Source organism: Nocardia vinacea (assembly GCF_035920345.1).
Taxonomy (GTDB): domain Bacteria; phylum Actinomycetota; class Actinomycetes; order Mycobacteriales; family Mycobacteriaceae; genus Nocardia; species Nocardia vinacea_A.
On sequence record NZ_CP109149.1, the window covers coordinates 2,789,182 to 2,802,471 of the forward strand.

Consider the following 13,290-nt stretch of genomic DNA (forward strand, 5'->3'; position numbering starts at 1 on the left):
GATCGCAACCGTTGACATCAGGTTCGTCCGCAGGATCTGTTGCGGCTATGGTCACCACAGCACTACCGGTGAGTCCAGGGCGGGCCCGTCGACACGAATCCGATGGCCGCAACGCAGTATCGGCGACCCAGCGAAGCACGGTGATCATTGCCGCCGAGCTTGTTCCGCTGTCGCCGGTCAGAGTTCGGACAGCCGAGCGGTGGCAGTGTGCCGTTCGGAAGTTGCGGCACGGTATTTCTTGGCTATCGAATATGGTTATGACGTACTCACAGGTTCTGGCTGGGCGAGTCGCGGTCGTCACCGGAGTTTCTCGGCGACGCGGGATCGGTTTCGCTATCGCCCATCGACTGGCCGCGATGGGTGCACGGCTGTACATCACCCACTGGATTCCGCATGACGAGGCGCAACCGTGGGGTGCCGACGACATCGAACTAGTGCGGCGGGAACTGTCGGCGGCCCCACGGGTCATCGACCGCAGTATCGATTTCGCAGATCCGGACGCGCCGCAACAGGTCATGGACGAAGCGGTCGCGGAGTTCGGGCACGTGGACATCCTGGTTGCCAACCACGCTCTCAGCGGTACCGACGGGACCCTGTTCGACATCGATGCGGCGGTGCTCGACAACCATTGGGTTGTCGATGCGCGGTCGGTGTTGATACTGACTCAGGCTTTCGCGAAGCAGTATCGCGCTGATCACAGCACAGTCACCGACAGAGGTCGCGTGATCTGGATGACGTCGGGGCAGCATCTAGCGCCGATGCGGGCGGAGATTGCCTACGCGTCTGCGAAGTCGGTGTTGGCAGGAATGACAGCCACGGTCGCGGCGGAGTTGATCGATCGGGGCATCGTGCTCAACACCGTCAATCCCGGACCGGTCGACACCGGTTTCCTATCGACCGACACGGCTGACCGCGATCTCACACTGATCGAGGAGGTCCGCTCGGCGTTTCCTCGCGGGCAAGTGGGCCAGCCGGATGATCCAGCACGTTTGATCACCTGGTTGGTATCGGACGAAGGTCGTTGGATCGTCGGACAAGTCATCGACTCCGAAGGCGGATTCCGCAGACAACGCTGGTGAGAGCTGACCGAAAAGGCTTCGGGCGCAGTCCATTTCGGCCGAACCGGTGGAATACACGATATAGCCGATGAGCGGATACCGCCCACTCGATGTTATTGAGCGCGCTCGCCTGATCTCTGACATACTGACCAGCTGGTCGGGGGTTGCGGCGGGCGGCGCGGGTGATGGACCGATGCTGTCCGGCCGCTCACGCGAGCGGCCGGACGGCACTTGTCAGTTGGCGGTCGCCGGCTCGCGGCTCGCGGCGACGAACTCACCGATCGATGCGTCGACCGCTTCGCGCACGCGAATCGTCTGGGGCAGTAGTCCGTTCGCGGCGAGCAAGTCCGCGGCGTGCTGCTGTTCGTCCAGGAATTCCTCGGTCACCGGGCCGATGCCGAACGGGCGCCCTCGCAGCGCCGCCTCCCAGGCATCCAGATCGGCGCTGCCGCCCCGGGCGACGATGTCGTCGACGAAGTACTGGGCCGCCGCACGCGGGTTCTGCGCGATCCACGCATCGGATTCCTGCAGCGCGGCAATGATCGCCGCGAAGGCTTCGCGATTGTTCTCGGCGAAGTCGCGGCGGGTGAACCACAGCGAAGGATGGCTGAACAGCGACTCGGTGTCGATCAGCGTCCGCAGTTCGGTGACAGCCTCCACGGCGGTCAACCCTGGGTAGGCGCCAACCCAGGCATCGAGGTCGCCTGCTATCAGCGCGGCGCCACCGTCGTGCACGTCGGTATCGACCGGTTCGATGTCGGCCCAGCCCAGTCCGGCCTGCTCCAGCGCGAACAGCAGCAGAGTGGTCTGCCAGGAGCCGTGGGCGATGCCGACGCGCTTGCCCTTCAAATCGGCGACCGATTCGATGCCGCTGTCGGCCTTGGTGACCAGGCGCCCGTTCTCGATGCGCGGACCGGAGATGCCGACGTAGACGATGTCGCGGCCGTGGGCCAAGGCGGTGACCGGCGGGGTGAAGCCGGTGCCGATGAAGTCGTAGCCGGGATCGGTGAACAAGAAGTCCGAATGCAGCGACGGCAGTGCGGTTTTCACATCCACGCGCTCCGGCTGCGGCAGAGCGCGCAGGTCCACCCATTCCACCTCGGGCACGGTGCGCTCGAGGATGCCGCGGTGGCGCAGGACGAACAGGGAGTTGTTGTGCGGGAAGTAGCCGACACGAACGGTCATGGAAAGGCTCCTGGGGATACTGGGGAGTGGTGGTCAGATCAGGCCGCGGCGGCGGGCTTCGTCGGCGAGGCCGGTGCGACCCCACTGGACGGCGAGGTTGGATTTGTCGAAATCAACCGAGCCGCCGAGTGTTTCGGCGATGGCCTGATATTGGGCGCCTTCCTCGAGCAGGACCACCAGCTTTGCCAGCTCCAGCAATCCGGCGCGGCCGATAACGTTGGCGCCGCCGTTGGCTTCGAAGATGGCGATCAGGTCGGGGTCCAGCGTGAGCTGGTCGAGGATGAAATCGCCGGCGCCGATGCTGCGGTCGATATGCGGCGGAATCTGCCGCGACAGGGTCAGCCGCTGCACCGCGGCGTAGCGGATGGGGAATACGCGGTGGGTCTGGGCCCAGCCGCCCAACCACGGGCTGTGCACGTGCACCACGGAGGTGATCTCCGGGTGCGCGCGGAACACCTTTGCGTAGCCGGTGACGAACCCGGCGGATCCGGTGCCGGAGAGCACGTCTCCGTCGAAGCCGGCCACGACCGGCACGACGGTGCGCTCCTCGGCCCACGGGCCAGGTTCGTTGAGGGCGACGGCGATCTCGGTACCCGGTACGCGTTCGACGAAATTGACAGTGCCGTTGCCGGTGACGGTGCCGGTCTCACGCAGCACTCGGAAGGCCTTCTCCGCGTCACGGGTCGCGGCGACGACGAAGGCCTGCACGGTCGCGTCGAGCCGAATCTCGGTGGTAGTCATGGCTTCTCCTGGTCAGGCGTGGGTGAGCACGGGAGTGGTCGGGGTGGTCAGACGGGTGCGACCCAGCAGCGGCAGAACTTCCTCACCGATCCGGTAGGCCTCTTCCAGATGCGGGTTACCGGCCAGAATGAAGGCGTCGACACCGAGATCGATCAACTCGTCGAGGCGTTGGGCGACCTGTTCGTAGCTGCCGACCAGACCGAAGGCGGGCCCGCCGCGAATCAGGCTGAACCCGCACCAGACGTTGGGCTGCACTTCCAGATCGCGGTAGCCGGTGATGGTTTCGGGCACCCAGCCTTTGATGCGGGCCGCACCGACCGAATCACCTCGGGCGGCGCGGTTGGCGGCATCGCGATCGACGAAGGCCCAGCCTTTGCGAATCTCGGCCCAGGCCGCTTCCTCGGTGTGACGGGCCACGATGTCGATGCGGACCGCGAATTTCGGGGTGCGCCCGATCGTTTCGGCGTGCGCGCGCACCCCATCGAACTTGGCGCGCAGATCAGCGTAGGGCTCGAGCCAGGACAGATAGTAGTCGGCGTGACGGCCGGCGGCCTGCACTGCTGCACCCGAGGACCCGGAGAAGTAGACCTCCGGGAACGGTTGCCCTGCCAGGCCCGGCGGCAGGGCGGCGGCGTCGGTCCCGAAGAACCGGCCGTCGTGGGTGAAGGGCTGTCCATCCCACACCCCGCGCAGCACGTCGAGAAATTCGCTGGTGCGTGCGTAGCGGTCGTCGTGGGATACCTTGTCACCCCACCACAATTGGGCCGGACCACCGCCTCCGCTGATGATGTTGTAGACCAGTCGTCCGCCGGTTGCGCGTTGCAGGCTGGCCGACATGCGCGCGGCCTGCACCGGATGCAGGAACCCGGGCTGGAAGGCGACCATGAACCGATAGGTGGTGGTCTCGCGGGCCAGCGCAGCGGCAAAGGCCCACGGGTCCTCGGTCACTGGGAACGAGGGCAACAGACCGCCCAGGAACCCGGCGGATTCACTGGCTTTGGCGACGGCGGCGACGTGGTCGATGTAGCTGTAGCCATCGAGTGCGCCGCCGCGCACGGCCGGGGCGATATTGCCCGGGCCGTAGCCATTGGCGTGGCCCCGGTTGTAGCGGCGCGGGGTACGCAGGGAGGCATGGTCGCCTTCCATGCCGATGCGCCAATAGATGTCGATGCTCATGCCGTGGTCTCCTGCAGGGTGCGGCCGGCCGGATCGGCCAGGAACAGCAAATGCTCACCGGCGCGGTGCACTTCCTCGATGTTCGGGTGCCCGGACAACACGATGCTGTCGAAACCGGCAACCTCGTAGACCTGCAACTGCTGGGCGACATGCTCGTAGCTGCCGACCAGGCCGACCGGCTGCGGGTAGCCGAGCTCGGCGAACCCGGCCCAGCGGGCACCGTCGAGACTCAGCGACCGCGCGCCGGGACCGTCGGGATGTACTTCGCGCCATTGGCGTTCCGCGCGCGCCCATGCCTCGTCCTCGGTTTCGCGGGCGATCACCGGCAGCTCGAGCCCCGCGCGCACATGGCGACCGGTCTCGACGGTGCGCTCTCGCAGCTGCGCCAGCGCTGCGGCCGGACCGTCGGTGGATTCGGTGAACAGGTGCACATCACCGTGTCGGGCCGAAAGATCCAGTGCCGGTTCCGAAGTGCCCGACAGGTACACCGTCGGGAACGGCAACCCGGACAGGATGCCGCGGAAGCCGCCGTCGATCACGTCGTAGTATTCGCCCGCGAAATCGAACCCGGTGCCTTGGAATCCGGCGCCGGGCACCGGGTCGGCATTCCACACACCGCGCGCCACGGTCAGGAACTCTGCTGCCCGCGCGTACCGGTCGTCCCCGCTGACCCGGTCGCCGCGGGTACGCGCATCCTCGGCGTCGGTGTCGACGGCCAGCCGCCAGCTCAACCGTCCCGCGGACAGCCGTTGCAGGGTGGCCGAGACCTTCGCCGCATACACCGGAGTGCCGAAAGCAGGCTGGAATTCGACGATCACGCGCGCGTGGCGGGTGGCGCGCAATGCACCGCCGGCCACGATCCACGATTCCTCGCCCAGCGGGTCGTACGGTGCGAGCACACCGTCGAGGCCCGCCAGCTCGGCGGCGTCGATCACCTGGTGCAGATCGTCGAAAGGCCCGAAGTGTCCGCGACGTACATCGGTCGGTTCCCGGTCGTCCGGGCGCGCACCGAAGGGCCCGCCGGCCGGTGTCGGGACCGGGTCACCGAATCCACCGCGGTGACGTAACTGCGGGCGAGCTCGGCGGCCGTCACCATGGCTGGGCAGCCGCCACAGATACTCGGTCATGCGGTGTCCTTTCTGGCATGCCCGAGGGACCCTCCGTGGTTACGCGCGCTGCCTCCTCCGGGCCCTGACTCGATCATGCGGTGTCCTTTCTGGCATGCCCGAGGAGCCCCTCCGTGGTTACGCGCGCTGCCTCCTCCGGGCCCTGACTCGGTCATGCCGCGACCGTCCCGGTGGCGACCAGCTCCCGCGCCCGCGCCAGCGGCTCGTGGGCGACCCAGGAGTCGAGGTCGAAATCGGCGGCCAGGAAACCGTGGGTATAGAGGAACTGCTTCTGCACCCCGAGCAGCTCCACGCGTTCGGGATCCAGCGACGGATGCAGACCGCGATGGAACTCGGTGCCGTAGGCGGCCACGACTCCCTCAGGCCCGGACAGGGTTTCGCGTTGCAGCACCTCCCGTACGCCGTCGAGATTGTCGGTCGCCCAGTCCGCAGCCCGCAGGCTCTGAGCCAGGAACCCGATCACCGCATCCGGGTTGGTGTCGAGCAGATCCTGATGCACCGTAATCGGGCGCGGGGTGCCGTTGTTGACGCGCAGAAGTTTGGTGTCGGTGGCGTCCAGGTCCACCGCTACCCGCAGCCCGTGCCGCGCGGCGACTTCCTGAGCGCGGGCACCCTTGACGTAGATGGCGTCCACCTCACCGCGCAGCAACTCCTCGGCGCCCCAGGTGATGGACCGGGAACGCTGCTGAACCTCGGTGCGCACCTGCGGATCCCGCTCCACACGCAGCTCCACGACCTGGACATCGGCGAGGGTGAGCCCACCCAGGCGCAGGGCGCTGGTGAACCCGTGCAGTGCCATCGCTCGCGGGAAGCTGCGCGCCTGATCCTGCGCCCAGGCCGGGATGCCGATCCGCAGCCCCGCCAGTTCGGCCGGTGAACTCACCGGCGACTGCGGGCCGACCAGAATGGCCTGCGCTTCGTCGATCCAGGTCAGGCCGATGAGCCGGGTCGGTGAGCCCTGGGCGCGCGCGGCCAGCGCGGGCACGTTGCCGCCTTCACGCACCAAACCCTCGAGAGTGTGGTCGAAGTGGCGGGCCGCCAGCTCCGGGCCGGCGTCCTGCAGGACCCCGAAGTCCAGGCCGTGGATACGGGCGATCTCGCCCAGCCAGCCCAGACTGTGAGCCAGCCCGCTGGCGGTCGGCACCGGGCAGCGGGTGTACCAGAGGGTGCCGGCGGGATCGGGCTTTGCTGTGTTGGTCATCTATGCTCCTGAGTTCTTCGAGGGCGCGGTGCCGACGCCGAGTTCGGCGAGGAAGGCCGCGCGATAGCGCAGCGCGGCAGGGTCGTTGCCGTCGCGCGGTTGGGCCAGGTCGATCTCGGTGTCCACCGCGAACCGGCCGTGATCGAGAATGAGCACCCGGTCGGCCAGGCGCACCGCCTCGTCCACGTCATGGGTCACCATGAGCACCGCCGGGTGATGGCGGGTAACCAACTCCCCCACCAGGTCCTGCATCTGCAACCGGGTCAGCGCGTCCAGCGCGGCGAACGGCTCGTCCAGCAACAGCAGTTCGGGTTCGCGCACCAGCGCCCGCGCCAGCGCCGCACGCTGGGCTTCACCACCGGACAGGGTCGCCGGCCATTGCCGGGCCTTACCATCCAGATGTACCTCGGCCAGCGCGCGCAGGCCCGCCTCCCGGGTCTGTTTCGAGCGCCGTTGCCCGACCGTCACATTGGCCAGCACCCGCTTGGACGGGATCAGTCGCGGCTCCTGATAGACGGTGGTGCGCACCGTCGGCACCAGCACCTGTCCGGCGTCAGGGGTTTCCAGGCCGGTGAGCAGGCGCAGCAAGGTGGTCTTGCCGGTGCCGCTGGGGCCGAGCAGGACCACGAACTCGCCGCGGCGAATGGTCAGATCGACCCCGTCGAGGACGATCTTGTCACCGAAGGCCTTGCGCAGGCCGGTGATCCGCACGGCGACCGGCGCGGTGGCACGCGGCGACTGTTCGACGGCGGTCATCGGATTGCCACCTGCCGCCGCCAGGGCATCGCATACCGTTCGGCCAACCGCACCACGGCGTCGAAGATCAAGCCCAGCACCGCATACAGCACCACGCACAGCACCATGTAGTCGGTGCGGTTGTACTCCTGTGCCAACGTGACCAGATAGCCCACACCCTTGGTGGTGCCGACCTGTTCGGCGGCGATGAGGCCGGTGATGCTGATGGACAAGCACACCCGCAGCGCCATGAGGATCCCCGGCAGCGCCGAGGGCAGGATCACCTCCAGCACCAGCCGCGCCCCGCTCAAACCGAATCCGCGCGCAGCCTCGACCACTTTGCGGTCCACATTGCGCACTCCCAGATAGGTGTACGCGTACATGGGCGCGATGGTGGCCACAGCGATGAGTGCCACCTTGTACAGCTCGTCGATGCCGAACCAGGCTATGAACAAGGGCACCAGCGCCAGGAACGGCACCGCGCGCACGATCTGCATGGTGGAGTCCACCAATTCCTCACCGAGGCTGGACAATCCGGCGATCAGGCCGAGCAGCAGCCCGACACCGACGCCCAGCCCGACACCGAACGCGGCGCGGGTGAACGAGGCCACTGCGAAGTCGAGCAGCTGGCCACTGCCCAGCAGTTCGGTGAACGCCGACCAGACCTTGGGTGGTCCGGCCAGCACCTGCGGCGAGAGCGCACCGGTGGCCGAGCCGATCCACCAGGCGGCGACGATCAACGCGGGCAGCAGCACACGCAGCGGTACCGACAGCCAAGCCGGGTGTGCTTTCTCGACCCGAGTCCGCGGCGGAGCCAACGTGCCGAGGTCGTCCTCGGCGGCGGGGACAGTGAGGACAGCCATGTCAGTGACCAGTCTCGAGTGCGGCCAGCTGCTCAGGAGTGAGCTTGGCCTTCAGGTCGTAGAAGATGTCGGAGGCAGTGATCTTGCGGGTGATCACGCCGTTGTCGGCGAACAGATTCACCACATCGGCCAGATCGGCGGCATCGGAATCGGCCGGCAGCCGCGGCACGGTCGCCTCCGCCCCTACCCGCAGCGCGTCGGACAGGCGCGCACCACTGAGCGCGCGCGGACCGGTCTGCTCGAAGACGTTCTCGAACCCGGCGGGATTGTCGTGCTGCTGAGCGGTCAGGCTCTGCAGCACTTCGAGGTACTTGGCCGCGACTTCGGGCCGCTTGTCGAGGATCTCGGTGCGGAACACCACCACCGAGTTGTCCTTGGAGCCGATGCTTTGTTCAGTGGCGATCTCCACGCCGCCGTTGGCCTTGGCCTCCTGATACGGCACCAGGAACGACGCCCACGCATCGACCTTGCCGGTCGCGAACGCCGAGGCCGCGTCCTTCTGCTGCAACGGCACTCGCGTCACCTTGTCAGCTGGGATACCGGCCTGCGCCAGCGCCTTGAGCACGATGTATTCGCCCTTGCCGGCCGGATTGACCGCGACCCGCTTGCCGACCAGATCCGCGACGGAGTGGATCCCGGAATCCTTGCCCGCGATGATGCCGCTCTGATCCTTGCCCGCAGGGTCCTGCACCGCGACGATGCGCACGGCCACGTCCTTGGACAGCGCGCCGACCACCGGGCTGAACGCGGCACCGGAGACGTCGAGTTCCTTGGTGTTGAACAGCTTCAGCATGGAGCTGAATCCCGGTGTGGTGGTGACCCATTCGACCTTCGCGCCCAGCGGTGCGAGCGCCTTGTCGAAGGTGCCGTCGCGCTTGGCCACCGCCAGCGGACCGGAATTGCCGGGGTCGGCCACCTTCAGTACCAGCTCCGCCTGCGGGCCCGCCTCGGTGGCGGTTCCCGAGCCACATGCCGCCACCAGAGCAACGACGGGGGCCAGCGCGAGCGCGAGACGCCAACGGCTTGGCCTGCGCGTGCAGAACATCGTGGAATACCTCTTCCGAGTCAGGGATCGAAGCCGATCAATGAGCAGCGACAGTAGGGGCGCAGCCGCGGCGTTGCGAGGTAATGCTTTCCGAGGATCGGAAGGCTTGACACGTACACAATGGAAGCGTTATTGGACACCTATTTTCGGTCGACCGGGCGAAACATAATCTGCCGCCCCGCTTTTCGCTCGCCGTGAGCAGAACCCAGATAACGCCACGATTTCCACATATCGGAAAGGACTGTCGCCCAGCGGCACCGCCGCGCCGTGTTACCGTCCCCGGCGTGGAAGCTTCCGGAGTGCAGACCGTCGCCCGTGCCCTGTCTGTGCTGGACTGCTTCCGCGGCGGCGAGGAACGCGGCGTATCAGAGATCGCCCGCCGGCAAGGCCTGGCGGTCAGCACCACCCACCGGCTATTGAGCGCCCTCGTGCAGGCCGGATTCCTCGACAAGAACGAAACCTCGAGCCGCTACCGCATGGGCAGCGCCCTAGCCGAATACGGCCAGATCGCCTACCGACAGCACCGCATCTACCTGGCCGAACCCAGCCTCGAACAGCTCGCCGCCACCACCGGCGCCAGCGCCTCGGTCGCAATCCGCCACAGCATCCACGCCGTGCTGCTGGGCACCAGCCGCTGGCGCGACAGCGACGGCCACCGCCTCATGGGCGTTCGACTTCCCCTGCACGCCAGCGCCCTGGGCAAAGCTTTGCTCGCCTGGTCCGACGCCCCTGACGACTTCCTGACCACCCTGCCCTACGACGAAGGCACCGCCCGCTCGGTCTCCACCCCCGCCGAACTGCGAGAAGAACTCACCCGCACCCGATCCCGCGGCTACGCCTACAACGACGAAGAACTCGACCCCGACTTCCGCACCATCGGCCTGCCCATCCTCACCCCCACCGGCGACGCCCGCTTCGCCCTCGGCCTGCGCGGCCCCACCACCCTCATGATCCCCGAGCGCCTCCCGTTCCTCGTCGAGCTGGCCAAAGTGACAGCCGCTGAGATCGCCGCCCGCTTCGCCGCAGATCAGACCGGCGAATGACACCCGAACATAGTGCCGTGCAAGGTATCTATGAGGTTCCTTGTCAGAGGTTGAACCGGTACCGAGCCGTCGACGACCGCTCCAGCAGGTCCGGACGCGCGCCGCGTGGCGGTCGGTCTCACGACAGCACGCCCGGTCGCCACTGCAACATCGGCGCGTCCCCTCCTCAAAAGATCGGCCCACAGACTCTCGGACGACGAAAATCCTTGTGATCAAGCTGATTTCATCTCGCCGTTCGGGAACAGGCGCGCACGCACGCAGGTTGCCCCTGGCATGACTCTCGGAATTGCGCTCGCTGCCTCGAATTCGGGCAACTATGTCGACCAGATCGTGGCGCAGGCCCGCTCGGTCGCCGAGCTGGGTATCGGGTCGGTGTGGTTCGGACAGCGGATGGATTACGACTCCCCCGCCCTCGCCGCCATCGTGGGCCGGGAGGTGCCGGGCGTACAGGTCGGCACCTCGGCCATCCCCGTGGTCGGGCGCCATCCGCTGCTTGTTTCCTCTCAGGCGCAGACCGCCCAAGCCGCGACGCACGGGCGCTATCATCTGGGTCTGGCCGTCGGTTCGACGCTCGCCGCCAGTGCGTTCGGCACATCCTTCGATCGGCCCATTACCCGCTTGCGCGAGTTCCTCACCGCGCTGCGGGAATTGCTCGACACGGGCACCGCCGGCTTCCACGGCGAACTGCTGACGGTCACACCGCCACTGCCGACCACGGTTCCCGGGGCAGAACCACGCGTACCGGTGTTGGTGGCCGCGATGGGGCCGCAAGCACTACGCGTCACCGGCGAACTCGCCGACGGCACCCTGCCGTATCTGGCGGGCCCGAAGACCTTGAGCGAGCACATCGTGCCGGTGATCACGAAGACGTCGGAAACCGCACCGCGCATCGTCGCCTTCGTACCGGCAGTCGTCACCTCCGATGTCGAGGGCACCCGTGCGACGGCGGTGCAACAGCTGGCGTTCTACGAGCAGGTGCCGTCCTATCGCCGGGTCATCGAACTCGAAGGTGCCTCGCGGGCAGCCGAACTGGCACTCATCGGCGACGAGGAAACCATCGCCGCCGGAATCCAGCGCTACTACGACGCAGGCGCCACCGAGGTCGTGCTGACCTCCACGGATCTGGCCGGCCCGGACGATCAGCACCGCACCTGGACGCTGGCCGGGGCACTCGCGGGCGACCGGGCCGACTCCTCGACGGCTGCAGCCCTGCCCGCGGAGTAGCACCGCACCATCCCGAGATCAGCCCCGGCGCACCCGCGCACGGCGGCGCGACCAGTGTACTGACTACCCGCTGCGTGACTTCGGGCGAAACGGCACTGCCGCACACCTCCTGAAATCGCAAATGGCAAGTGTGGACGAGGTGCTATTCCGTCGCCGTCAGCGTCTGCTGAGGCGGGTGATAAGCCCGTGCACATGCGCCTCGGCCGCCATACGTGCGTCCTGTGCATGTCCGGATTCGAGGGCATCGACAATGCGTCGATGTTCGCGCAAGGCGACGCGGCGGTTGAGTTCGGAACGCCAGAGATCGCCGCGGTAGAGGTGGGTCTTGGCTTCTAGGCGGGCGAGTTCGTCGGCGAGCGGGCGGTTGCCCGCGCAGTCCCGGATGAATGTGTGGAATTCCAGGTCGAGCTCGGTGTCGCGGGCCGGGTCGGCCGCGCAGCGCAAGTTCTCCTCCTGTGCGGTCAGGATGGTCGCGAGCTTTGCCAGATCGGATTCGGTGAGTGTGGTGGCGGCCGTCGCGGCGGCCAGACCGTCCAGCACCGCGCGGACCGCGAGGACGTCGCGCACCTGCTCGTCGTCGATGGCTGCGACCCGGGCGCCCGCATGCGGGACATTCACGGCCAGCCCCTCATAGATGAGCTGCTGGACGGCCTCGCGCACCGGGCTCCGGCTCACACCGAGCCGGGCGGCCAGGGCCGGAACACTGAGCGGCGTACCCGGCTCCAGCTCGCCGGACAGGACCAACTGCCGCACCTGCCGGTGCACGGATGCGCCGAGCAGCGCGGACGTAGTCGCCGCGTCGGAGTCGGTCATCGCAGTCGGTCCTAATCAGTGAGCAGGATGCGTTCTCGCCCGGGCTCGTGTTCCCGGGGTCGGTCGTTCGTCTTCGGTGGTGAAGTTACCCTTGCGGCCGGTAGTTGGCCTGCACGCGCTGGGCGAGGAAGTCGGCGGCGGTCACCGGCGGGTACTTGCGGCGCGGCCCCTGGATGACGGCGTTGCGGTCGGCCTGGGCGAAGTAGGCGATGCTGTAGCGGTCGCCCTGGTACTCGCCCGCGCCTGGGCTGCGGACACGGTGGAAGTTCGACGGCAGTTCGTCATCGCTCCAGCGGGTGAGCATGTCACCGATATTGCAGGTGATCAGTGCGGACGACGGGGTTATCGACGTCCATTGCTGCTCCTGCATCTCCTTGCCTGGGCAGACCTGCAGGCCACCCTGCCCATCCCGCTGGAAAAGCAGTGTCAGACAGTCGAAGTCGGTGTGCGCACCCGCACGCCAGCGACCCGGCACGCCCTGGAGTTCTGCCGGAACAGCGAAGTAGTGCAGCAGCCGCAGCGTGCTCTGATACTGCGCGGATTCCGGATCATGAGCCTTGGTGAAGTGATTGCGGTCCAGGCCGAGGCGGTCGGCGAAGCAGGAGAGTACGCGCATCGCGACAGTCCACGCCCGATACTCGAAATCGAGTATGTCGGTGCGGAATTCGACCAACTCCGCTTCGCTCGGCCACAGCTCGGCCATATGCGGGCGGGTGATCTGGTAGGACTCCTTCTGATCGGGCACGCCGATGGACGGGCGCACCTGACTCAGGCTCTCCCAGCCGGCGTTATTCGCCTTGACCAGTGGATATCGCGCCTTGGTCGACTCCGGGAGCGCGAAAAACGCTGCGGTGCGGGCGAATACATTGTCGATCTGGTGCTGCGGGATGCCGTGCCCGGAGAGCTGGAAGAAGCCGATCTCGGTGGCCGCGGCCCATAGCTGGTCGGTGATCTCGGCGCGGCGGTCCGCGAAATCGGTCAGGTCGATGACGCGGATATCGCGGGCGTCGGTCTCCACGCCGAGGCCGCCCATCTGCTGCTCGCGGGATACCTCGGACAGGTCGTAGCTGGCGGTCATT

The 13,290-nt window shown here is 67.2% G+C and carries 13 protein-coding genes; 3 read left to right on the top strand and 10 right to left on the bottom strand.

All coding sequences use genetic code 11. The annotated features are described in order from the left end of the window. Nucleotides 1-257 precede the first annotated feature (257 nt). The gene (locus OIE68_RS12915) at nucleotides 258-1,079 is read left to right on the top strand and encodes an SDR family oxidoreductase (protein WP_327099617.1); all 822 of its coding nucleotides are present in this window, start codon (nucleotides 258-260) and stop codon (nucleotides 1,077-1,079) included. A 213-nt stretch (nucleotides 1,080-1,292) separates the two neighbouring features. On the opposite strand, the gene OIE68_RS12920 is transcribed toward OIE68_RS12915, so the two are convergent. The 8 genes from OIE68_RS12920 to OIE68_RS12955 form a co-directional block, all read right to left on the bottom strand. Then, nucleotides 1,293-2,243, bottom strand: coding sequence for an ABC transporter substrate-binding protein (locus tag OIE68_RS12920; RefSeq protein ID WP_327099618.1), 951 nt, complete (start codon nucleotides 2,241-2,243; stop codon nucleotides 1,293-1,295). A 33-nt stretch (nucleotides 2,244-2,276) separates the two neighbouring features. Next, nucleotides 2,277-2,984, bottom strand: coding sequence for a class II aldolase/adducin family protein (locus OIE68_RS12925; protein ID WP_327099619.1), 708 nt, complete (start codon nucleotides 2,982-2,984; stop codon nucleotides 2,277-2,279). Nucleotides 2,985-2,996: 12 nt separating this feature from the next. Further along, nucleotides 2,997-4,160, bottom strand: coding sequence for an LLM class flavin-dependent oxidoreductase (locus OIE68_RS12930; RefSeq protein WP_327099620.1), 1,164 nt, complete (start codon nucleotides 4,158-4,160; stop codon nucleotides 2,997-2,999). After that, complete coding sequence (locus OIE68_RS12935; protein WP_327099621.1) at nucleotides 4,157-5,287, bottom strand: LLM class flavin-dependent oxidoreductase; 1,131 nt, start codon at nucleotides 5,285-5,287, stop codon at nucleotides 4,157-4,159. The genes OIE68_RS12930 and OIE68_RS12935 overlap by 4 nt, the downstream gene beginning before the upstream one ends. A 151-nt stretch (nucleotides 5,288-5,438) precedes the next feature. After that, nucleotides 5,439-6,488 (bottom strand): ABC transporter substrate-binding protein, encoded by a 1,050-nt coding sequence (locus OIE68_RS12940; protein WP_327099622.1) that lies wholly within the window; start codon nucleotides 6,486-6,488, stop codon nucleotides 5,439-5,441. Next, nucleotides 6,489-7,244 (bottom strand): ABC transporter ATP-binding protein, encoded by a 756-nt coding sequence (locus OIE68_RS12945; protein WP_327099623.1) that lies wholly within the window; start codon nucleotides 7,242-7,244, stop codon nucleotides 6,489-6,491. Further along, nucleotides 7,241-8,086, bottom strand: coding sequence for an ABC transporter permease (locus OIE68_RS12950; protein WP_327099624.1), 846 nt, complete (start codon nucleotides 8,084-8,086; stop codon nucleotides 7,241-7,243). The genes OIE68_RS12945 and OIE68_RS12950 overlap by 4 nt, the downstream gene beginning before the upstream one ends. Nucleotide 8,087: 1 nt before the next feature. Further along, on the bottom strand, nucleotides 8,088-9,131 hold the full coding sequence (locus OIE68_RS12955; protein ID WP_327099625.1) for an NrtA/SsuA/CpmA family ABC transporter substrate-binding protein: 1,044 nt from the start codon (nucleotides 9,129-9,131) through the stop codon (nucleotides 8,088-8,090). A 284-nt stretch (nucleotides 9,132-9,415) separates the two neighbouring features. On the opposite strand from OIE68_RS12955, the gene OIE68_RS12960 reads away from it, so the two are divergent. Together OIE68_RS12960 and OIE68_RS12965 are read left to right on the top strand one after the other, a co-directional pair. Further along, complete coding sequence (locus tag OIE68_RS12960; RefSeq protein ID WP_327099626.1) at nucleotides 9,416-10,174, top strand: IclR family transcriptional regulator; 759 nt, start codon at nucleotides 9,416-9,418, stop codon at nucleotides 10,172-10,174. Between the two features lie 273 nt (nucleotides 10,175-10,447). Next, on the top strand, nucleotides 10,448-11,398 hold the full coding sequence (locus OIE68_RS12965) for a TIGR03564 family F420-dependent LLM class oxidoreductase (protein ID WP_327099627.1): 951 nt from the start codon (nucleotides 10,448-10,450) through the stop codon (nucleotides 11,396-11,398). Nucleotides 11,399-11,554: 156 nt separating this feature from the next. Here the strand turns inward: OIE68_RS12965 and OIE68_RS12970 are convergent, their stop codons facing one another. Both OIE68_RS12970 and OIE68_RS12975 read right to left on the bottom strand, forming a co-directional pair. Beyond that, entirely contained in the window at nucleotides 11,555-12,211 is a 657-nt protein-coding gene (locus OIE68_RS12970; protein ID WP_327099628.1) for a GntR family transcriptional regulator, read from the bottom strand. Nucleotides 12,212-12,296: 85 nt separating this feature from the next. Next, entirely contained in the window at nucleotides 12,297-13,289 is a 993-nt protein-coding gene (locus OIE68_RS12975) for an isopenicillin N synthase family dioxygenase (RefSeq protein ID WP_327099629.1), read from the bottom strand. Nucleotide 13,290: the final 1 nt, after the last annotated feature.